The sequence below is a fragment of the Parabacteroides sp. AF39-10AC genome, from assembly GCF_003635405.1.
GTDB classification, from domain to species: Bacteria; Bacteroidota; Bacteroidia; order Bacteroidales; family Tannerellaceae; genus Parabacteroides; species Parabacteroides distasonis.
In genome coordinates this window covers 1-21,763 of sequence record NZ_QTLP01000018.1, presented here as the reverse complement: position 1 = coordinate 21,763, position 21,763 = coordinate 1, and the positions used below count along the sequence as shown (strand labels likewise).

Here is a 21,763-nt window from a genome sequence, read left to right as displayed (position 1 = left end):
CAATGGGTATGTTTTTTTCTTTTATCTTTGCCGAGAACCAAATTATAATAAATCATGGAGTCTCTAAATCTGATAAAAAATGACCCGTGGCTGGCCCCTTATGAGGCGGCTATAGAAGGCCGGTATCAATACGTGATTGATAAAGAAAAGAGCCTGACGAATAATGGTAAACTAACCTTATCCGAGATGGCTTCCGGATATCTTTATTTTGGGTTACACAAAACCACGAAAGGCTGGGTGTTCCGTGAATGGGCGCCGAATGCTACCGCTATTTATTTGATTGGAACATTCAACGGATGGCAGAAAGATAATAAATACAAGCTTAAACGTAAGGCGAATGGCGTATGGGAGATCGCTTTGACCGATGCGCAGATGTATCATGAGGACTTGTTTAAGTTGCTGGTCGAGTGGGACGGCGGTAGCGGAGAACGTATTCCCGCATGGACTCGCCGGGTGGTGCAAGATGAGCAATCTAAGATATTCAGCGCTCAAGTATGGAACCCGGAGAAACCTTATAAATTCAAGAATAAACGATTCAAACCTAAGAAGTCTCCCCTTTTGATTTACGAGTGCCATATCGGTATGAGCACCAACGAGGAGAAGGTGGGGACGTATAATGAATTCCGTCAAAATATATTGCCTCGTGTAGCGAAGGATGGTTATAACGCCATTCAGATCATGGCTATACAAGAACATCCTTATTATGGATCGTTCGGCTATCACGTAAGTAGCTTCTTCGCCGCCTCTTCCCGTTTCGGTACGCCGGACGAGTTGAAACAACTGATTGACGAGGCGCACGGGATGGGGCTCGCCGTGATCATGGACATCGTACATAGCCACGCCGTAAAGAACGAGGTGGAGGGATTAGGCCGCTTTGACGGTTCGTATGACCAATATTTCCTGAGTGGCGAACGCCGTGAGCATCCGGCATGGGATTCCCTGTGCTTCAATTATGGAAAGAACGAGGTACTTCATTTCTTATTGTCGAATTGTAAGTTCTGGCTGGAGGAGTATAAGTTCGATGGTTTCCGTTTCGACGGCGTGACCTCCATGCTTTACTACAGCCATGGCTTGGGCGAGGCTTTCTGTAATTACGGCGATTATTTTAATGGCCACCAAGATGGCGACGCTATCGCTTATCTAACCTTGGCCAATAAATTGATCCATGAGGTGAATCCGGGCGCTATAACGATCGCTGAGGAGGTGAGTGGCATGCCAGGCTTGGCAGCTAAGATAGAGGATGGTGGTTATGGCTTTGATTATCGCATGGCCATGAACATCCCGGATTATTGGATCAAGACGATCAAGGAAAAGAAGGATGAGGATTGGCATCCGTCTTCGATCTGGTGGGAGACGACGAACCGTCGTGCCGATGAGAAGACGATCAGTTATGCCGAGAGCCACGATCAAGCCTTGGTGGGTGATAAGACGATCATCTTCCGCTTGATCGACGCCGATATGTATTGGCATATGCAAAAAGATGACCATAATTTCATGGTAGATAGAGGTATCGCCTTGCATAAGATGATCCGTTTGGTTACGGCTTCTACTATTAATGGCGGTTATCTGAACTTTATGGGAAATGAGTTCGGGCATCCGGAATGGATCGACTTCCCGAGGGAGGGCAATGGATGGTCTTATAAATACGCTCGCCGCCAATGGGATTTGGTGGACAACTTGGATTTGAAGTACCATTTCTTGGGCGATTTCGACCGTGAGATGTTGGAATTGATCGGGGATGTGAAGAATTTCCAAGATACCCCTATCCAGAAGGTTTGGGATAATGATGGCGATCAGATATTGGCTTATATGCGTAAAGACTTGGTTTTTGTGTTCAACTTTAGCCCGACGAAATCGTTCACGGATTACGGTTTCTTAGTTCCGAAGGGAGAATATGAGGTCGTATTGAACACCGACGCTACCCGTTTCGGGGGGTTTGGCTTGGCTGATGATACCATAAGGCATTTCACGCAATTTGATCCGTTATATAAGAAAGAAAAGAAAGAATGGCTGAAACTTTATATCCCGGCACGTAGCGCCGTCGTATTAAGGAAAGTGAAGGTCAAAAAGTAAAACTCTATACACAAAACACGTTATGTTATATCCATTTACATTTAAGCCGATCCTCAAGAAGGTGATTTGGGGCGGTTCAGATATCTGCCCGTTTAAGGGTATTACTCCGGTTGAGAATGGTGTAGGCGAGAGCTGGGAGCTTTCTCATGTTGAGGGAAATTATTCAATCGTCGATAATGGCGAGTTGGAAGGTAAGTCTTTGGATGAGTTGATCCGCTCTTATGGCAAGGAATTGCTGGGAGAGAAGGTGATGGAGAGATTCGGGACGACTTTCCCCTTGCTTATCAAGTTTATCGATGCCCGTGATAATTTATCCATTCAAGTTCACCCGGACGATGAGCTGGCGAAAAAACGCCACAACTCTTTCGGTAAGACGGAGATGTGGTATGTGATCAAGGCAGAGAAAGGCGCTGGCCTGTATTCCGGTTTCTCTGAGCAAATCGACGCTGAGGAATATGTGAAACGTGTGGAGAACAATACGATCATGGATGTGCTTCAACGTTACGACGTAAATGAAGGCGATGTATTCTTCTTGCCGGCGGGACGTGTGCATGCGATCGGAGCGGGTTGTTTTATCGCCGAGATCCAGCAGACCAGTAATATCACGTATCGTATTTACGATTACAACCGTAAAGATGTGAACGGTAATGGCCGTGAGCTGCATACGGAATTGGCGAAAGACGCTATCGATTATACGTTGTATCCGGATTACCGTACTCACTACAAAGGTCATACGAATGCCACGGTAGAGTTGGCGGACTGTAAATATTTCACGACAAACCTTTTGGATCTGGATACGATTATGGTTCGTAATTTCTCGGAACTGGATTCTTTTGTCGTTTACATCTGTATGGCAGGCAAGGCTTCCATCCGTGATAATAAAGGAAACGAGATCTTTGTTCACCAAGGTCAAACTGTCTTGATCCCTGCGGATACGGAGGTAATAACCATCTCTCCGGCTCCGGGCGCTAAGTTCATGGAGACTTATATCGGTCAATAAGATCACTCACTAAAATAATAATGAAGGCGGGAACATGCTGTTTCCGCCTTTTTTATTATCTTTTTCGGCAAACGCAGTCCATCAGATGATCGTTGATAAATCCCGAAGCCTGTAGGTGGGCGTAACAAATTGTGGCTCCGAAGAATTTGAATCCTCGTTTCTTCATATCTTTGCTCATGGCTTCGGATTCGGGAGATGATACCGGAATCTCACTCAATGACTGAAAGGTGTTGATAATCGGTTTTTGGTTAGGAAAGAATGATAGAGTGTAATTATAAAAGCTACCGAACTCTTTCTGTATGGAGAGAAACTGCCTTGCGTTTGTGATTGTCGATTTAATTTTCTGACGGTTTTTCACAATTCCCTCAAACTGCATCAACCGTTCAACATCTTCATCGGTCATTTGCGCCACTCTTTCGATATCAAAATCACAAAATGCCTTGCGATATCCCTCACGCTTCCTAAGGATAGTTATCCAACTTAACCCGGCTTGAGAACTTTCCAGCACAAGAAACTCAAACAGTGTTTTATCGTCAGTCACCAACTTTCCCCACTCTTGATCATGGTATCTCATATACAACTCGTCAGTTCCGCACCAACCACAACGCCCGTTTATTATATCTTGCATAATTATGATATTTCTGTTTTCTTCGGATAGGGATAAAAAGACAATCCGTTATACATAAATCGATAAGTAGGGACATCAACGCCGAGCTTCTCCGCTTGACGAATTACATATCCTGTCAATGTTTCCAACTCTGTTTTTTTCCCGGCGAGAAAATCACTATGCATGGAAGTCGTGGAGCCGGCCGGCATCATCTTTTGCGTCTCGATGGAAGTATAGACGATGTCATCGGGTAAACGGACTCCCATAGCCTCTGCTACGCTTTTTAATTCCGTACCCAAAGCGATGAACAGGTCGATATGTTGGGCTAGTACTTCATCAATGGGCTGGTTGAAGAAACTCGTAGCCGTAGCCGCCGTAGAGATCATGAAGAATTTCTTCCAGATGCGTAGGTCTATATCCGCTGGATTAAAAGCGTTTAACCGGGCATACATAAGTAATTTAAGCAACTCGGTTTGCTTATCTTTGTTTGCATCTTTGTTGCCGAAGAAAATACGTTCTTTCAAGGAGAATTTCTCGACAACACCCGGCTCTGTCAAGCGAGAACCGATGTAAACACATCCTTTCCAGACCTCTTGTTCGGGTAGTATATTATGGATTCGTTCTTCGATATCCAATCCGTTTAGCAAGGGGATGATAACGGTCTCAGGTCCGATAACAGGCTTTAGCTGCTGGATGTTTTCTTCTAGATCGTAACTTTTTGTACAACAGAAAAGGTAGTCTACCGGCCCTATCTCGGCGGGATTATCGGTGGCTAGTGCCGGAGCCGTATGGATTGTCCGGATGCCTAGTTGCATTTGTAAACCGTTTTCACGGATAGCCTTTAGATTTTCTCCACGGGCGATAAAAAAGATATCTGCTTTTATTGTTCCTTGATAGCGGGCGGCGACCATACCTCCGTAATAACCACCCACCGCACCGATACCAGAAAACGCTATTCTTAATTTAGCCATACTATTATATTCCTTTTATTTGCAAATATGAGAAAAAAAAGGCTCTCATTTATATCAGTTTCAGTTCTTTTAGTAAATCCGGAATGGATTGTTCGAAGTTCACGCCAAAGCGATAATCCGTTTGCGCCTTGAATGTTCGAAGAATACTTTCTGTCGTGAAGCGAACGGCTATTTCCGCAGATCTCTCCAAGTTGAAATTATTTAACAAACCGGACAGTAAAGCACTTGCGAAAACATCTCCCGTACCATGATAATAACCGGGTATTTTCTCTGTTAAAACATACTCTGTCGCATTTCGTTCCATATCGAAAGTGGCGGCTCCCAGTTCTTTCTCGTCGAAATAGACACCGGTCAAGACAACTTGCTTAGGGCCTAGCTGACTTAGTTTATGTAAAATACCATCGATATAAGCTTTGGTATAGGGACCTGCTTGGTAGGGTTCGCCCAACAATAATGCGGCCTCCGTCAGGTTCGGTACGATAATGTCCGCTTTTTCACAAAGGGATCTCATTCCTTTGGCGAATTTAGGGGTGAATATCTTGTATAGTTCTCCGTTATCGCCCATGACAGGATCGACTAGAATCAGGTTATCTTCCCGCTTGAAAAGGGAGAAGAACTCTTTTACGATATCTAATTGCTCGAAAGATCCAAGAAAGCCGCTGTAGACGGCGTCGAAACGGATATCCAATTCTTTCCAATGCTTCATGAACGGACGCATATCTTCCGTCAAGTCTCTATAAGTATAGCCGAGAATACCTCCTGTGTGTGTAGAAAGTATGGCCGTAGGTAAGGCGCTTGTCTCTATTCCTGCCGCCGAGAGGATCGGGAGGGCAACTGTCAATGAACATTTGCCAAATCCCGATAGGTCATGAATGGCGGCTACTCTTTTTTGTTGTTCCTTATTCATCTTGAATCGATTAAAATGTGATAGGAAAACAAGAGCGGATCGGGAAAGGTTTATTTTACTTTCCTAGAAATAGTTCCATGTCTTCGTCCACGCTACCTATTCCGGCGATCCCGAAATTATCGACCAATACTTTGGCTACATTCGGCGACAAGAACGCTGGCAATGTCGGTCCTAAGTGAATGTTTTTTACGCCTAGGTAGAGTAGGGCGAGTAATACGATTACCGCTTTTTGCTCGTACCATGCGATATTGTATGCGATAGGTAATTCATTGACATCATCCAGCCCGAAGATCTCTTTTAACTTGAGGGCGATCATCACCAATGAGTAACTGTCATTACATTGTCCGGCATCTAATACCCGTGGAATACCTCTGATCTCCCCCAAAGGCAGTTTGTTGTAACGATATTTGGCACAACCGGCGGTTAATATGACGGTATCTTTCGGTAATTTCTCGGCGAATTCGGTATAGTAGCTACGGCTCTTCATTCTTCCGTCGCAACCTGCCATGACAAAGAATTTACGTATCGCTCCTGATTTTACGGCATCGATAACCTTGTCGGCTAATTGGAATACCTGCTCATGAGCGAATCCACCGATGATTTCTCCGTGTTCGATTTCCGTTGGAGGGGCGCATTTCTTTGCGTGTTCGATTAACGCAGAGAAATCCTTAGAGCCTCCGGGCTTACGATCGGCGATATGTGGGAATCCTTCGAACCCGGTAGAGCCGGTCGTATAGACCCGATCGGCATAAGTGGCGGAAGAACGGGGAGGGACAAGGCAGTTGGTCGTAAACAGGATAACTCCGTTGAATGTCTCGAAATCAGATGTTTGTTTCCACCAGGCGCTACCGTAGTTTCCTACAAAATGCTTATACTTCTTGAAAGCCGGGTAATAATGTGCAGGAAGCATCTCGCTATGTGTATAGACATCTATGCCTGTACCTTCGGTTTGTTCCAGCAAGTCTTGAATGTCTCTCAAGTCGTGCCCACTGATAAGTATACCCGGGTTCTTTCCTACGCCGATATTCACTTTCGTAATTTCCGGGTTGCCATAGGTGGAAGTATTCGCTTTATCTAATAAGGCCATGGCTTTTACTCCGTATTCGCCGCAGGTGAGTACCCATCGGGTTAAATCGGCGACGGTCAGGTCCGATTGAGTCGTTGCGACCAAGGCGTCTTGGATAAAGGCATAGAGGCTGGTATCCTCGAAGCCTAGATTGTAAGCGTGTTCCACGTAGGCAGCCATACCTTTTACCCCATAAGTGAGTAATTCTCGTAGAGAGCGGATATCCTTGTTTTCTGTGGCGAGAATACCTACTTCTTTCGATTTGACCTCCATTTCCTCTACTTTGTCCGATTTCCAAGTCAGACAATCGCAGGTTAAGGATGGATGGATTCCCTGTCGATGTAGCTCGTCGAGAAGGTTCTCCCGTAGCTGATAGGCTTCTTTGATCTTTGAGACGAATCTGGATGAATCGAAATTGGCGTTTGTGATGGTCATGAAAAGTCCGTCGACGATGAACTTATTGGCCGTGGCTGATTCCACGCCTCGCTTGCGTAAAGTCGTTGTTAGTTTGGAGATTCCCTTCATTAAGTACATCAGTAAATCTTGTAATCCGGCCACTTCGGCGGTCTTACCACATACACCTTTTAATATACAGCCCTTTCCTTGGGCGGTTTCTTGACATTGATAACAGAACATAGCTTTTATTTTATAAGTTTATCGCGAATGTAGGGGATAGAAGATCGTTTAACCTGTAACAGTTGTTACACTCTTTGATTATTTTCTTTATCTTTATCCGCAAAAGGAAGTTTTATGAATCTGAGTTTGTGTCCTATTTGCGGAAAATTGTCTGAGGAAGAGCAAACCGCTCTTTTCAGTTCGTTGGATTATTCGACAAGGTCGTTTAAGAAAGGTGACTGGGTGGCTCGTCAGGGAGATGCCTTATCTTCGCTTTATCTATTGAGTAAAGGACGGGTAAAGACTGAGATGATCACCGAAAGCGGGACAATTCTGGAAGTGGAGACTTTATCGGCGCCTACTCCTTTGGCCTCCGCATTTTTGTTTGCGGAAAATAATCGCTTCCCGGTAGATGTTATCGCCTTAGAGGAATGCGAGATCATTTTAATACCTAAGAATGCGGTGATGCGTTTGCTGGCGACAAACGAGCATTTTCTTCAAAGCTATATGGCTTTTAACGCCAACCGGACACAATTTCTTTCTGAACGTCTTCAATTATTATCGATTAAGACCATTAAAGGTAAACTGGCTTACTATATACTTAAACGTATTCAAGGAGATCATTATAAGCAGGATCGTAATCAAACAGAGCTTTCGGAATATTTTGGAGTGGCCCGTCCTTCATTGGCCCGTAGTTTCTCGGAAATGATAGAGGAAGGGGCTATTTCCCGGGAAGGGAAAATAGTTGATATGAATAAGCTGAAAAGCTACGTGCTTTGAAAATCCATCTACGAATGTACTTGTTCTCGAAACAACTTCCTCTCTATATATGTTACTAGAGTAGATGATTTTTCATTCGACATGGTTATGATGATAAATGAATTAAATACAGGCTTGATTGAAGCTTTAAAAGAAAAACTTCCCCCTAAGACAAATTTGGCGAATCTGTTGATGGATACCCTTTATATTGGCAGAGAAGCCATTTATAGGCGCTTACGTGGCGAGGTTCCTTTCACCTTGGAAGAGGCAGCTCTTATCTCAAGGAAATTGGGTGTGTCATTGGATAAAATAGTAGGGGTTAGTTTTAGTGCCAATGCCGTGTTCGACTTGAATGTGGTAGATCACGATGATCCTTTTAATGCTTATTTTACGATCTTGTCTAGATATGTGAAGATCTTTAGGGCCTTTCAGGATGATCCTACTACGGCTTTGGGTACCTCTTCCAATACTATTCCTCAGACCCTTTATTTGAAGCATGACCTTTTGTCAAAGTTTCGTTTATTTAAGTGGATGTATCAGAATAAGCATATCCAATGCAATCATTTTGAGAATCTGAAGATACCGGAAAAACTGGTTGATACCCAAAGAGAATTTGTATCGTTGACACAGTATATCCATTCTACGGATTATATTTGGGATAATATGATCTTCCATCATTTGGTCAATGACATTAAATATTTCTCCGATATCCATCTTATTTCCTGTGGGGATATACAACGTATCAAAGAGGAGTTATTAGTGTTGGTGGATGAATTGGAAGAACTTGCCATGAGAGGAAAGACCGAGGCTGGCAATAGTGTACGAATTTATGTATCGCATATTAACTTTGAGGCTACGTATAGTTATCTGGAAACAAGTTCTTTGCAGTTAAGTATGATACGGGTTTACTCGATAAATTCTATTACGACACAGGATTCTGAGATGTTTAATAGCTTGAAAGACTGGATTCAATCTTTAAAAAAGTTCTCTACCATGATCTCCGAGAGTGGAGAGATGCAACGTATCCAGTTTTTCAATAGACAAAGGGAGATTATAAATACGCTTTAGAGTTTGAACTTGTTTCGATAAATGAAACAACCTAGATCTTCCGATTGCGCGATTCGAAATTTATAGGTGCTTTTTTAGTTTAATTTCGTTTTCTATCTTTTTCTGTCTGTATTTGCTTTAATTAGAAAAGGAACAATTCTCATAGGCTTGCTTTATCGTACAAAACTATCGTTTACATGTTTTACATTTGCCAAATGTATCAAGGAATATTAATAGTTGGAAATAAGGTATAAGGCAATGAAAGATAGTATTGTAAATGAATTGATAACCGCAATGAAAGATAGGCTTCCTCCCGGACAAAATCTTGCTAATTTCTTGACGGATACTTTATGTATCGGGAGAGAGGCGGTGTACCGCAGGCTTCGGGGAGAGGTCGCTTTTACGATTGATGAGGTTGCGCAAATTTCCTATAAGTTGGGGATCTCCATAGATCAGATCATAGGAAATCACTTGCATAATAGAGTGACTTTCGATATGAACTTGCTCCGGTCTGCCAATGCGATAGAAAGTTATTATGAGATTATTGATCGTTACTTACGGATATTTGACTATGTGAAAGGAGATAAGAGTACGGAGGTTTGTACGGCATCGAATGTTTTGCCTTTTACGCTTTATTCCTCTTTTGAATATCTGTCTAAGTTCCGTCTTTGCCGCTGGTTATATCATCATGGACAGATAAAGACTCCAAATTCTCTATATGGGATGGTGGTGGAAGAACGAATTATAAATGTACATAAAAAATTAAGTTATAGCGTAAAGAATTGTCCGAAAACCAGTTTTATCTGGGATATGAATATTTTTGTTTCTTTCGTGAAAGAGGTCCAATACTTTGCTTGCCTGAATTTGATATCGAAAGAGGATGTTCTGTGCTTGAAAGAGGAACTTTATCAATTACTTACTCATATGGAGGCTTTATCTATCACAGGAGAGTTCAGTGAGGGCCATAAGGTGTTTTTCTACTTATCAAGCATTGATTTTGAGGCAACCTATACTTATATAGAGAAGCTGGATTTCCAAATTAGTATGCTACGAGTTTATTCAATCAATTCTATGGACTCCCAAAGTCCGCAGATTTGTAAAATGCAACGAGATTGGATTCAGGCATTGAAACGCCATTCTATCCTAATATCCGAAAGTGGAGAGGCACAACGTATCGATTTTATAAAAAGACAGAGATCGGTTATTGATATATTATAATTATAGATAAGACGAAATATAACGGACCTAATTTCTACATAAATGAATATTATAAGGGATGTTTATTGAGCCTTTAAGCGATCTTTCGTTTAAGGGCTTTTTCGTGGATTCTTATTAATGTGATTTGTTTCGATAATCGGAACTGTTTGATAAGAGTCTTGCGTATAATAGAAAAATAGAGCCTTTTGATCTTGTTTTTCTGGAAACTGTAACGGCCTGAAAAATAATTGCATAATTAGATGTAAACTGTGATTCATATTGTCATTATTGGGTGCATATTTAGTTTATTGTGACTTTTTATATCGTGATATTTGCATTATAACATTAGAGCAATTTTTATGATAGTGGAAGAGTGTAAAATATATAAAGGTTTCGTGGCAGTCTTGTTATTGATAATCCTTTTCTCATGTACGGATGAGACAATGATTAGCGGTAATGTGGAAGGAGCCTATATTTCTATTAGGAATATAGATTCTCAAAATACGACTCATTCGGGTAGCGAAGAGGACTACGACGTGAATACGCTTCGTGTTTTGGCTTTCAATAAGACAACGGGAGCATGCATATCTAATATTCACTATAGTAAGAATCAATGGATAGAAAATATCATCCGGCATCCAATCGTAGCTGGGAATTATGATTTCGTATTTTTGGCGAATGAACCGACGGATAACGTTATAGCCAATAAACTGAACACTCTTTCACGTTATGACGATTTGAATCTTATCGCTTATCCCGCAAGCTCTTTTTCTTCGGAGAAATCGATCCCAATGATGCAGGAAATAAATAACGTAGAGGTTTTACCAAAAGGTAAAGGGGCTAAATTGAGTGATGGGACAACGGTTTCTTTATTACAACTGGCCCTTAATCGTCTGGGAGTTCGAGTAGATGTTGTTTTGGAGGCGGCAGATAATTTCGATGATATTTTTAATGGAGTTATATTTAGTGGTATCCCTAATTTGATCCCATTGACAGCTCAATATAGTGGCTCTACTATTGAGAGGAATGTAACACGTAATTTTACATTGAGAGAAGATGGTGATTATTTCTCCTCTGTTACTCCAAATATTCCCGGAATGAATTGGGCTCGGAAGATCACTCGTATTATTTTGCCCTCTAATGAGTTGGAGAGAAAGAACGATCCGGCAAATGCGGTGGTTTTTACGGTAGATATGGAGGATAGCTATAATCCCTCCTGTGAGTTGAAAATAAACTCAGAGCCGGTTGATTATAACTTACCTAAAAATACGAAGCTAGATCTTACCGGGATCATTAAACAACCCTTGGAGATGAATATACAGGCATCGGATTGGGATTCAATAGCAAATGATTGGAATATATCTGGTAATAGAGTGCTAAATGTGTCACATACAGAGGTCGATATTACCGATTTTAACGGGGCACGAATCTCTTTCTCGTCCAATATGCCGGTTGTGAGGATTTTTGATAAAGTAAAAGTGCTAAGTACAAACACTTATAAGGAAACGAATGAGGTGTTTAACGCTTTGTCGAGTCAAGAGTGGCAGCCGAACGCTGATGAGAGGATTTCGTATGATCCGAGTACTGGAGCGGGCTATATGGATATCTTACTTGATTTGCCAAACTATATTATAGGTAAGGAAACCTATGAGATTACATTGATGGCTGCGGAAGATTTCTCGGGGAAGAACGCTATTCGTAGAACGATAACCGTAAAGGTCAGTCAATATGGAAATCGTTATCCGTTTGATATTAATTCAACGAATCATCTATGGTCTAACCCTTATGTAGGGGCTTTCTATAAGGATGATGAAAGTGGAGAAAGGATAATTAGTGGGAACAAGTGGAGTTATTGGTATCAGTGGCGTGTGGAAGTTCCAACCGAATATCAGGATTTTATAGTGATAAGCTCGACACCTAGCTTTGATCCTAACGTTGGAACAGGTTCTCCGGGAGATCCGGAAGACTATCCGGTTATTCCTAATTCACAGAAAGGTGAGACAGGCAGTTTTGTACAAGGAAGAGGACGTGTTTACTTCCGGATAGGATTGAAGAGCAAGAATCCTAGAAAAGGAGTGCCTAGATATGGTGTCGTAAAGCTTTCTTATACGGAAAATGGGACGACTTACGAAACTGATTTATATGTCCGCCAAGGAGAGGCTCCTGATTATATAATGCGGAGGGGTACAAACGAGGGGCCGGATTTAGGTGTAAAATTTAGTGCGTACAATTTGACAGCTCGGTCATTCTTAAATGATGTTGATACAAAGGATGAATGGAGGCAGATAGATAAAAGCACTGATCAAGTTGATTTTGTTAAGTATCCGACTCAAGCCGGCGCTCATTTTCAATGGGGATTACCGGTAGCATATGCTTCTTTAGCACTTCGTGCGTATCACCCTACCAACGTGAATAATAAGAGTGCTACGTGGGAGTTATCGGAATGGCCGATAAGACGTATTGAGACTCCCACTTTTTGGGATGCTACGAGCGGGGATAAACTGAAAGATTATTACGAGATCTGTCCCCCGGGTTATCATCGTCCAAGCGACGGTCCCTTGGATAGGATTGTGTTGAATAGTTATACCTATAATGATGTATATAAATCCGAGATAAGAATGTCGTTATTCCGTAATCCAATGAAAGGGGATGGAAATTGGGTGACGGCTGAAAAACCGATTGATCCACAGAATAAACCGGAGAAATATATCCCTAAGATTCTGGAAGAGATCAAGTACGGATTCTATGCGGATGGTTTTTTCGACAGGCGTCCTATCGTGGAAAGAGATATGATCGATGGCATAGAAAGAGGTTCGGGGAAGGTCAGTAAGTATAAAGGAGTGTCTTTAGATACGACGGAAGCGGCTTATGGGGGTGTCTTGATATTTAATCCGGACAATAACGCCTCTATTTTCTTTCCGGCCGCAGGCCGAAGATGGCATACGGATGGTAGTTTGGAATATGCGAGTGAGACAGGGTATTATTGGTCTTCTTCAGCGGCTCCGGGGTGGACTGATACGTCAAGTGGAGAAGAGAAAGGTTCTGCTCACGGTAATATTTGGGGGATAGAGTATAATTATTTAGCGACAACTCCCAAGTCTTCGAGTCATCAATTTGGTTTTACAATTCGTTGCGTGAAAGAATGAGAATAATTAGTATGCATATGATCGGTTTTTGGGCTCTGTTATCCCTATTAATGCTATCTGGCTGTGAGCATGAATTTGCTTTGTCTGAACAGGTAGGAGAGGAAGAAGTCTTTTCTGAAAAAGTACAGCTGGAGATTTTCGCCCGTGCTAATTCGTACCATCTCCCGTCAACAAAAGGACTTATGGATGAGGGTACGGTGGGTAAGAACCCATGGATGTTTGTTTTCAAAGGAGAAGGGCCTAACGCTACTTTTGTGGAAGCCGTGCAAGCCTTTGAATTAGCGGGAAAAAGATATGTGATATTGACTAAACAATCGAATGACAGTAAATATCAGTTATTGATATTGGCTAATTCACCCGATAGATTTTATTATGGGGATGCGGTTACGGAATATGGATTCGATGAAACTGGATTTTCTGCCCAATTGATGCAAGGTTTGACGACATTGGCTGATTTCTGTACGAATATGCTGACGGCTCCATTGGCGGTACCTTCGGTTTCTGTCATTCCTTATAGTGGTAACGGGCAAGTGATCCCGATGAGTTATTTACTGGAAGTAGATAAGATAGATCATACAACAAAGATCGAGAATACGGACGGAACGCCCTTGATGCTTACCCGGGCGATCGCTAAAATGGTAATTGTCAATAAGGCGACGAACTTTGAGCTAAAGGGAGTTGTGGCGGTTATGAATGTACCTAGGCAAGGACCGTTTCATACGCTGGATGGTCTCATTAGGGATAATACCTCTAATTTGACTGAATACAGGAATGATGCTGCTTATTCATCCTTATTGGTTCAGGCAGATTTCATAGATGGGGGGGAGAGTACTGAGAATGATCCAGTCTATTTATATGAGTCTGATATGCGGAATAATACACACTTGATTATTCAAGGTGCGTATGGGGGACGGGATTATTTCTATAAAATGGCGATCGTCAATAAGGATGTCCAGTTAATGGATTTACAACGTAATCATTCTTATCAATTCACTATTGTTACGGCAAAAGGTCCCGGCTATGATACGGTAGAAGATGCAAAAGCCTCTAAACCTTCCAACACAGCTCTGGATTATGAGATCTCAGTTGATAATAGAGACTCATACGAAGTTGTAGCGAACAACGATTTCTTTCTGGGAGTCAGTAATTCGGTATTTATCGCCTATACGAGTGAGGGTGCCAATTTTGAGGTTTTTAAATTGATTACGGATTGCCGGACTCGTTTTCCGAATGCCTGCCGGATTAGTGATAATGGAAACGAGGTCGGCATTGGGGTACCCTTGCTGGTAAACCCATCTAATGGAGCGAGAATACCGATCGTGGATGATACGACATCAGATCCGAATATCACGGCTGTGGAAGCTCAAATATCGAATGGCTTGTTAGATCATGCGTATATCACGCTGAAATTGGGGACTCTCGAAAAGACGGTGCGTATTAGGCAAAGATATGCTATACCGGCGGCTGGAGTGACAATTAAATATATGCCGGCTGCGGATAGCAGCGATAGTTTCGATATGAACTACTATTGTCTTTCCGCATATGTGGAAGATGGGGCGGATGATCCTAAGAGCTGGATAAAGCTGCGTCCTTCCGTCGGCGCTGTACGGGAGGACACGGATAAGATCACGGTTGATGATGGGACAATTTATATTGAAGTCTTGGGGAATACAATGTCCAAACAGAGAAGTGGCATTATATACCTGACTACTATAAAAGATCCCGGTGTATCCTCGAATACTAATTCTGTACAACGTATAAAGTTAAATATTAGTCAATTATCCCAAACGGTCGTGACGGATTAAAAGATGACTAAGAGATAAAAAGTGATAAGTGTTTAGTTAGAAACAGTTTAATTGTTGTAAAATGAAAAAGAAAAGACTTTTTATGTTTGCGCTTGCGACGCTAGTGTTTGCTGCGTGTAGTGATGACCATGCTATTTCGGATGGGAATAGCGATGTAGTAACCGATCCTTCGGGCGATGCGTGGGTGGCTTTGAATATTAAGACTCCCGCCGCCGTTACCCGTGGATTGAATATCCCTAATCAAGAGAATGCGATAACAGGCGAATATGAGATTGAGGATGTTAAAGCGATTTTCTTCGATGGCGATCAAGATGCGAGTCTAGTTACAAAAGTGATAGACCTAAGTACCGGCTCCGGTGATTTGACATCTTCCGGCGCAAGCAGTAGCAGTAAGGCTTTTCAGATTCCGGCTACTTCTAAGACAATACTGATTATCGCGAATCCGGGTGCCGGTTTCTCCAGCGTCGGGGAAGGCTCTAGTTTCGTGGATGTGAACAAGGCGGTGAAGGATGAGTCGATAACAACGAGTGTCGCGAAAACAGGAACATTTTTGATGACAAACTCAAAAGGTCATCTGGAACCTTCGGATAACTCGGGAAATACGATAAACTTAACTCTTTATAAGAGCCAAGATGTCGCGGTAAAGAATCCGCTAGCGATTTATATAGATCGTGTTGTCGCTAAAGTACGTGTATATACCAGCGATGGCGCTATGGATAATAGCACGGCATCGATCTATAGCCCGAAATGGATTCTGAACGTTACTAATAAATGGTATTATCCTGTATCGAGGAGGATTAAGACTTGGAATGAAGATCCTGCCAATACTCCGGATGCTCGCAGTACTTGTGTCACTCCATTCGATAGGTATGAGATCGGTTCATACCGGGTAGACCCGAATTACAACAATACGAATATCGGTGAGTGGAACGAGGCGAATCAAGTGGCGTATACGAATAATTACAATTTTGTGTCTGCTTCGACGAACGCATCTGCCATATCTTGGAATGAGATAAGTTCAGCATCTAATCCCGTTACTGAATATTGTCTGGAGAATACACAAGAAAAAGAGTATAACAACCATGCTTATACGACCCAAGTCCTTTTACAAGCGAACTTCGCGCCGAAGAAACTGAAAAAGTTAGATGGCGGTACGGTTGATGTGGGAGAGAGTGAGTCTTGGATGATCGTAAATGGCGTAAGCTATACATATGATACCTTGATGGACTGGATAGAAAATGAGTTGACAAAGAAATATAAGGATGGGAACCCTGACGGTTATCCAACCTCTATATCAACAGCCTTCAACCGGTATGTAAAATACGTGGATTCCTCCAAGGAGGTTACTATTCCAACCGGAGATGAATTTAAGCAATCCGGTCAAAGCGCAGAAACGCAGGCTGCGGCACTTAAACAGAAATTTGTAGACGCAAGGCTTGCCGTAGAGAATAAAGGGGCGGGTAGTTATGGTACGGTCTTTTATTATGATGGTGGTGTAAGTTATTACAAGATCATGATTAAACATGATGACTCGGATAAGGCGATGAATGAGTTTGGAGAGTTTGGGGTTGTGCGTAATTCCGTTTATGATATTAATATCAAGGGATTTAATAATCCGGGTTATCCTACTATTCCGGATCCGGACCCAGATACGCCAGATGAGAATGATGAGACATGGTTGTCTATCCAGATTAACGTGAACCCGTGGACTTGGTATAGCCAAGAGGAGATCTTATGATTTTAGGTTATTAGTTAGGTATCGCAGGTTAGAAAAGGGGAGTTTCCAAACAGTGTTTTTTCCTTCTGGGAACTCCCTTTAATTAGAGTAAGGATTAATTAGAAAAATAGAAAAATATGAAACAGAACCGTCTTATACGTTATACAATTTGGGGAATCCTTATTATCTGTCCGTGGATATTGACCTCTTGCGATATGTTTCATGAGGATCTTCCCGAATGTCGTTTATTTGTCAAGTTTAAGTACGACTATAATATGCTTTTCACGGATGCGTTCCATACGCAGGTGGATAAAGTGGAGCTTTATGTATTTGACAAAGACGGAAAGTTTCTGTTCAGTCAAGTAGAGGAAGGTGAAGCGTTGGCGACAGGCAATTACCAAATGGAGGTAAAGCTTCCGATAGGAGAATACCAATTTCTGGCTTGGGCCGGCGCACGTGACTCCTACGATATTTATACGCCTAGGGGAGAGAATACGATTACTGATATGAGGTTAAGGCTGAAACGTGAGGAGTCTCTCATCATCAGTAAAGAACTGGAGCCTCTTTGGTATGGTTATATCAGTGACGTTGATTTTACAGGGACCAGCCATCAGACTGAGACGATTGATCTGATAAAAGATACGAATAAGATACGGTTTGTTTTTCAAGGTTATTCCGATAGTTATATCCGGGCTACCTCCGGAGATAATTGGAATGTGAACATGAATGATTATGAATATGAGATCATCGAGTCGAATGGCCATCTGGCCTATGACAACTCGTTATTGGAGGATGATGTGTTAAGTTTCCGACCTTATTATATGGAACAAAAGTCATCATCGGCGGCAGCTGTCGAGTTGAACACGATGCGGCTGATGGAAGATCGGCCGACACGTTTTGTCGTAACGGAGAAGTCTACTGGCAAAAAGGTATTCAATATTAATTTGACAGATTTTTTAGCCTTGACTAGTATGGAGGGAAATAATATGGATGTACAAGAATATCTGGATCGCCAAGATAGATATAAGATTATCTTTTTCTTTGCTGATAATACATGGAATGCCGTACAGGTAAATATAAATGGCTGGACATGGTATCTCCAGTCCGAGGGGATATGAAGGGGCTTTACACGATAAAGGTTAAGGAACTAGCTAACTTCGCTCGGATTCTACTTAAGGATTGAGCCGTGACACCTAGATAAGATGCTATATATTTTAGGGGGACGGATTGGATGATTTCGGGCTGCTTGTCCAATAGAATGGCGTAACGTTCAATGGCGGTTCGTTTGTAAGAACTTAACCATGAAGTCTCGATCTCAAGCATAAAATTCTCTAGAATCCTTCTTCCGATATTTGCTAATTGCACGGAGGATTGAAATAGGATTTCTAGTTTCTGTTTGGATAGGCAATACGCCTCGCTTTCCGTAACGGCTTCTATGGTATAAAGAGAAGGAGAGCCGGAAGTATATCCCCATACCGGGAGTGCGATCTCGCTCTCCACGGCGAACCAAAAGGTATCTTCCGTCCCATCATTAAATGTATAAGCCCGCCAGATTCCCTTGGATAAGATATACATATTCGTGTTTATCTCACCTTCATGTACGATTATATCTTTGGGGACAAACGACATCATCTCTGCGCTTTCCAGCAATAACTGCATGGCCTGCTCAGAGATTGAAAACCGTTCCATCACTTTCTGGCGAACTTCCTCTTTCATGCTCTTCTACGTTTCAATAGATAGTATACCACTATGATTACAAAAGTAATTAATTCCGACAAAGGTATGGCCAGCCAAATACCTTTAATTCCGCAGACAACAGGTAGGTACATGAAACTTAGGGTGATAATCACGATTCCTCGTAGAATAGTGAATAGCGTAGCGGGTTTGAAACGTTCTATGCTCTGGTAGTACCCGATACAAACGATATTGAGAGCGAAAAAGACATATCCCAAAGAAAAATAGGGAATGCCGGAGACCGCTATCTCGTAAGCGTTGCCATGATTACCGAGAAATAAGGAGGAGACTTCCGGGCAGAATAAAATAGTACCCACGCAGGCGAGTCCTCCGCACACGACAGCGCATAGCAGGGCTAACTTAAACGCCTGCCGTACTCTTTTCCACTGCTGTATGCCATAGTTGTAGCTTATGATCGGCTGGGTAGACTGGGCGATCGCATTGTTCACCATGAATACGATAGGAAAGCAATAACAGGCTACACTATAGGCGGCAACCCCGTCTTCCCCAAGGTATCTCATGAATATATAATTACCCACCAGCATCATACAAGCGATAGCTGCCTCAGTTAAGAACGCGGAAGAACCAAGCTTTACCATGTATCCGATATTGCGGATTGTCAATAAGATACTTTTAAGCGAGAATTTAGGGCGGTAAAGATGTAATACTTTAGAAAAACCTACGATATAAACCACGATCATAATACTTCCTACGATTACGGAAATAGCGGAAGCTAAAGCGGCTCCCATTAATCCCCAATGCAATGGGAAAACGAAAATATAGTCTAATGTTAGGTTTATCAGGGCCGGGATAGCGCTGCATAACATGGCGTATGTAGGTGATCCGTCTAACCGGATAATGAATAACCCGATATTCAATAACATGTAAAAGGCAAGGAACGGGGCGATCCAGTTCATATATTCCAATACGGAGGGCAATAATTGTTCGGAACTACCCAATAAAAGAGCGACCTCAGCACGGAATGTCATCACTAACAAGGAAAGCGATAACATAATACATAATGAGACCGAAAGCGCTTGCGTGATATTAATATTCGCTACCTTGACTTTCTGGTGTGAAAGGTGGATCGAGGCGACGATAGATGCGCCTACTCCGAACATAAGCCCGATTCCGGTTGCTAACATGAAAAAAGGAGCCACGATATTTACCGCAGCCAAGGCGTCACTTCCTACGCCTCTTCCTACGAATATTCCATCGGCGATATTAATAGTGGCGGAAAGGACCATACCTAATAAGGTAGGGATAAACATCATACGGAACAACTTCGGAATGTTCATTGTTCCAAAATCAATACTGTCTTGCATCATCAGTTTCTTTTCTTTTTATTTTTGCGGCACAAAAGTAGGCTTCTCCATTTAGAAAAAAGTTACCATTAGGGTAAAAAACGGAGTATTTATCAAGTTTGAATTCGATAGCTTATATTTCCTTTGTACATTTGTCCATAATTAAATATTATAGTGACATAATGAAAGACGCATTTATAAAACTGCATATATCTATTATTTTGGCAGGTGCGACGGGCATATTTGGAAAATTGATTAGCTTGAATGAAGCCCTATTGGTCTGGTATCGTATGATGCTTGCGTCTTTGTTGTTTTTACTCGTTTTATCCGTCGGCAAAAGATTGAATCGAATTTCTTTCGGGGATGCCTTGAGAATAGGGGGAGTAGGGTTATTGCTGGGATTGCATTGGGTTTTCTTTTATGGAAGTATAAAGGCTTCGAATGTGTCTATTGGAGTGGTTTGTTTTTCTCTGGTAGGTTTCTTTACGGCTTTTCTAGAACCATTGATTAATTGTCATAGAGTGTCTTTCAAGGAGGTTGTTTTTAGTTTGTTGACTTTATTCGGGGTGGTGCTGATTTTCCATTTTGATACTCGCTATCGTTTAGGAATAGGTTTGGGTATTATATCATCCGCTTTAGCGGCTTTGTTCACGATCACGAATAAGAAGATCGGAAATAATTATTCAACAAGTACCATGCTCTTGTATGAAATGGTAGGTGGCTTTATCGGGCTTTCCTGTATTTTACCGTTCTATTTGCGATATTTTCCTGTATCGACGATTGTTCCCGGGCTATTAGATTTTACTTATTTATTGCTTTTAGCTTCTGTTTGTACGATTGGTTTGTATTTACTTCAGATACAAGTCCTGAAAAAGATCTCTGCGTTCACGGTAAACTTGAGTTATAATCTGGAACCTATTTATAGCATTATCTTGGCTATGCTTCTTTTTAGTGAGGCTAAAGAGTTGAACGCCGCTTTTTATATAGGGCTAGGGGTAATAATATTGTCTGTCATCTTACAAACACTAAGTGTTATTCGATCAAACAAGAAGATTTAGTGTAGGTAACAAAAAATCTAAAAAGTCCCACAAATCGTTGGATTTGTGGGACTTAACTGTTCATTGTCTGGTTAGTTCTGCGGAGAGAGCGGGATTCGAACCCGCGAAACCCTTTAGGGGTTTACACGCTTTCCAGGCGTGCCTCTTCAACCACTCGAGCATCTCTCCAAGGTCTTGTTGAAACCGGGTGCAAAGGTATTGATTTTTTTTGATTATGCAAGAGTTTCGCTTGCGAATTTACATAGAGATGCAATGTCTGGATGCGATTACTTGGCTCACCCGATATTTATTGGGAACAGAGTTAATTCAAAGGGATAAAACAAGAATCGCGGATGTCAGCTTAACGCGATGAATGGTATCTTTTTGATTGAAATGCCTTCTTTTTCACGACACGGCTCTCTGGCTATAAAAGCCAACGAGCGTAAACGGGGAGCGCGAACAAGCTGCCACAACCGCTTTTTAACACGATAAACGTCGCTTTTTAACGAATATATACGTATCAACCTACACATATAGCTGTATCAACTCACACATATAGCAGTGTCAACCCACACATATAGTCGCGTCAAGCTACACATATAGTGGCGTAAGCCTACACATATATAGGCATCGGCCCTCAGATGCGGTAGCGTTGGGCATTTTTACCGCCTTACGACCGTAAAACATGAACTAGGGTGAATTATTTCGGCTGGAACGAAAGGCCATTTTTCAGCAAACAGCTATCAAACAGAGAATTGCTGTTTTTTTCTCTCGAATT

Annotated in this window: 16 protein-coding genes and 1 tRNA gene; 10 read left to right on the top strand and 7 right to left on the bottom strand. The window is 42.0% G+C overall.

Features of this window, described 5'->3' with window-relative positions; translation table 11 throughout:
* Window positions 1-54 precede the first annotated feature (54 nt).
* Window positions 55-2,073 (top strand): alpha amylase C-terminal domain-containing protein, encoded by a 2,019-nt coding sequence (locus DW033_RS15975; RefSeq protein ID WP_022192727.1) that lies wholly within the window; start codon window positions 55-57, stop codon window positions 2,071-2,073.
* Window positions 2,074-2,095: 22 nt separating this feature from the next.
* On the top strand, window positions 2,096-3,073 hold the full coding sequence (locus DW033_RS15970; protein WP_005866237.1) for a type I phosphomannose isomerase catalytic subunit: 978 nt from the start codon (window positions 2,096-2,098) through the stop codon (window positions 3,071-3,073).
* Window positions 3,074-3,128: 55 nt separating this feature from the next.
* On the opposite strand, the gene DW033_RS15965 is transcribed toward DW033_RS15970, so the two are convergent.
* Genes DW033_RS15965 through hcp form a run of 4 tightly spaced genes read right to left on the bottom strand, consistent with a single transcriptional unit; the run spans window position 3,129 to window position 7,260 of the window.
* On the bottom strand, window positions 3,129-3,701 hold the full coding sequence (locus tag DW033_RS15965) for a DNA-3-methyladenine glycosylase I (RefSeq protein ID WP_121962605.1): 573 nt from the start codon (window positions 3,699-3,701) through the stop codon (window positions 3,129-3,131).
* A 2-nt stretch (window positions 3,702-3,703) separates the two neighbouring features.
* Window positions 3,704-4,651 (bottom strand): ketopantoate reductase family protein, encoded by a 948-nt coding sequence (locus tag DW033_RS15960; protein WP_122144145.1) that lies wholly within the window; start codon window positions 4,649-4,651, stop codon window positions 3,704-3,706.
* Window positions 4,652-4,700: 49 nt separating this feature from the next.
* Window positions 4,701-5,558, bottom strand: coding sequence for a pyridoxamine kinase (locus tag DW033_RS15955; RefSeq protein WP_005866243.1), 858 nt, complete (start codon window positions 5,556-5,558; stop codon window positions 4,701-4,703).
* Window positions 5,559-5,613: 55 nt separating this feature from the next.
* Complete coding sequence (gene hcp / locus DW033_RS15950) at window positions 5,614-7,260, bottom strand: hydroxylamine reductase (RefSeq protein WP_036610443.1); 1,647 nt, start codon at window positions 7,258-7,260, stop codon at window positions 5,614-5,616.
* Between the two features lie 114 nt (window positions 7,261-7,374).
* Here hcp and DW033_RS15945 point away from each other — a divergent pair, with 114 nt between their 5' ends.
* The 7 genes from DW033_RS15945 (at window position 7,375) to DW033_RS15915 (ending at window position 18,028) form a co-directional block, all read left to right on the top strand.
* Complete coding sequence (locus DW033_RS15945) at window positions 7,375-8,019, top strand: Crp/Fnr family transcriptional regulator (RefSeq protein ID WP_005866248.1); 645 nt, start codon at window positions 7,375-7,377, stop codon at window positions 8,017-8,019.
* Between the two features lie 87 nt (window positions 8,020-8,106).
* Window positions 8,107-9,066 carry a hypothetical protein gene (locus tag DW033_RS15940; protein WP_122382935.1) on the top strand — a complete coding sequence of 320 codons (960 nt, stop codon included), beginning with the start codon at window positions 8,107-8,109 and terminating at the stop codon, window positions 9,064-9,066.
* A 237-nt stretch (window positions 9,067-9,303) separates the two neighbouring features.
* Window positions 9,304-10,263 (top strand): hypothetical protein, encoded by a 960-nt coding sequence (locus DW033_RS15935; protein WP_008774203.1) that lies wholly within the window; start codon window positions 9,304-9,306, stop codon window positions 10,261-10,263.
* Between the two features lie 338 nt (window positions 10,264-10,601).
* Window positions 10,602-13,388 (top strand): fimbrial protein, encoded by a 2,787-nt coding sequence (locus DW033_RS15930; RefSeq protein ID WP_005866256.1) that lies wholly within the window; start codon window positions 10,602-10,604, stop codon window positions 13,386-13,388.
* Window positions 13,385-15,193 (top strand): hypothetical protein, encoded by a 1,809-nt coding sequence (locus DW033_RS15925; protein WP_048927771.1) that lies wholly within the window; start codon window positions 13,385-13,387, stop codon window positions 15,191-15,193. The genes DW033_RS15930 and DW033_RS15925 overlap by 4 nt, the downstream gene beginning before the upstream one ends.
* Before the next feature lie 61 nt (window positions 15,194-15,254).
* The gene (locus DW033_RS15920; RefSeq protein WP_199712374.1) at window positions 15,255-16,931 is read left to right on the top strand and encodes an Mfa1 family fimbria major subunit; all 1,677 of its coding nucleotides are present in this window, start codon (window positions 15,255-15,257) and stop codon (window positions 16,929-16,931) included.
* Window positions 16,932-17,047: 116 nt separating this feature from the next.
* Window positions 17,048-18,028: a FimB/Mfa2 family fimbrial subunit gene (locus DW033_RS15915; RefSeq protein WP_048927773.1), complete on the top strand. Its 981-nt coding sequence runs from the start codon at window positions 17,048-17,050 to the stop codon at window positions 18,026-18,028.
* Between the two features lie 7 nt (window positions 18,029-18,035).
* Here the strand turns inward: DW033_RS15915 and DW033_RS15910 are convergent, their stop codons facing one another.
* Both DW033_RS15910 and DW033_RS15905 read right to left on the bottom strand, forming a co-directional pair.
* Entirely contained in the window at window positions 18,036-18,626 is a 591-nt protein-coding gene (locus tag DW033_RS15910) for a Crp/Fnr family transcriptional regulator (RefSeq protein WP_048927774.1), read from the bottom strand.
* On the bottom strand, window positions 18,623-19,972 hold the full coding sequence (locus DW033_RS15905; protein WP_034532297.1) for an MATE family efflux transporter: 1,350 nt from the start codon (window positions 19,970-19,972) through the stop codon (window positions 18,623-18,625). Before DW033_RS15905 ends, DW033_RS15910 begins: the two co-directional genes overlap by 4 nt.
* 158 nt (window positions 19,973-20,130) lie before the next feature.
* Here DW033_RS15905 and DW033_RS15900 point away from each other — a divergent pair, with 158 nt between their 5' ends.
* Window positions 20,131-21,006, top strand: a complete 876-nt coding sequence (locus tag DW033_RS15900) for a DMT family transporter (RefSeq protein WP_005858170.1) — start codon at window positions 20,131-20,133, stop codon at window positions 21,004-21,006.
* 80 nt (window positions 21,007-21,086) lie between these two features.
* On the opposite strand, the gene DW033_RS15895 is transcribed toward DW033_RS15900, so the two are convergent.
* Window positions 21,087-21,174: transfer RNA gene (locus DW033_RS15895), tRNA-Ser, on the bottom strand.
* Between the last annotated feature and the right edge of the window lie 589 nt (window positions 21,175-21,763).

Bases quoted from the DNA above. Each gene is read 5' to 3' on its own strand.
- DW033_RS15975 (WP_022192727.1), top strand. From the start codon at position 55: ATGGAGTCTCTAAATCTGATAAAAAATGACCCGTGGCTGGCCCCTTAT.
- DW033_RS15970 (WP_005866237.1), top strand. From the start codon at position 2,096: ATGTTATATCCATTTACATTTAAGCCGATCCTCAAGAAGGTGATTTGG.
- DW033_RS15965 (WP_121962605.1), bottom strand. From the start codon at position 3,701: ATGCAAGATATAATAAACGGGCGTTGTGGTTGGTGCGGAACTGACGAG.
- DW033_RS15960 (WP_122144145.1), bottom strand. From the start codon at position 4,651: ATGGCTAAATTAAGAATAGCGTTTTCTGGTATCGGTGCGGTGGGTGGT.
- DW033_RS15955 (WP_005866243.1), bottom strand. From the start codon at position 5,558: ATGAATAAGGAACAACAAAAAAGAGTAGCCGCCATTCATGACCTATCG.
- hcp (WP_036610443.1), bottom strand. From the start codon at position 7,260: ATGTTCTGTTATCAATGTCAAGAAACCGCCCAAGGAAAGGGCTGTATA.
- DW033_RS15945 (WP_005866248.1), top strand. From the start codon at position 7,375: ATGAATCTGAGTTTGTGTCCTATTTGCGGAAAATTGTCTGAGGAAGAG.
- DW033_RS15940 (WP_122382935.1), top strand. From the start codon at position 8,107: ATGATGATAAATGAATTAAATACAGGCTTGATTGAAGCTTTAAAAGAA.
- DW033_RS15935 (WP_008774203.1), top strand. From the start codon at position 9,304: ATGAAAGATAGTATTGTAAATGAATTGATAACCGCAATGAAAGATAGG.
- DW033_RS15930 (WP_005866256.1), top strand. From the start codon at position 10,602: ATGATAGTGGAAGAGTGTAAAATATATAAAGGTTTCGTGGCAGTCTTG.
- DW033_RS15925 (WP_048927771.1), top strand. From the start codon at position 13,385: ATGAGAATAATTAGTATGCATATGATCGGTTTTTGGGCTCTGTTATCC.
- DW033_RS15920 (WP_199712374.1), top strand. From the start codon at position 15,255: ATGAAAAAGAAAAGACTTTTTATGTTTGCGCTTGCGACGCTAGTGTTT.
- DW033_RS15915 (WP_048927773.1), top strand. From the start codon at position 17,048: ATGAAACAGAACCGTCTTATACGTTATACAATTTGGGGAATCCTTATT.
- DW033_RS15910 (WP_048927774.1), bottom strand. From the start codon at position 18,626: ATGAAAGAGGAAGTTCGCCAGAAAGTGATGGAACGGTTTTCAATCTCT.
- DW033_RS15905 (WP_034532297.1), bottom strand. From the start codon at position 19,972: ATGATGCAAGACAGTATTGATTTTGGAACAATGAACATTCCGAAGTTG.
- DW033_RS15900 (WP_005858170.1), top strand. From the start codon at position 20,131: ATGAAAGACGCATTTATAAAACTGCATATATCTATTATTTTGGCAGGT.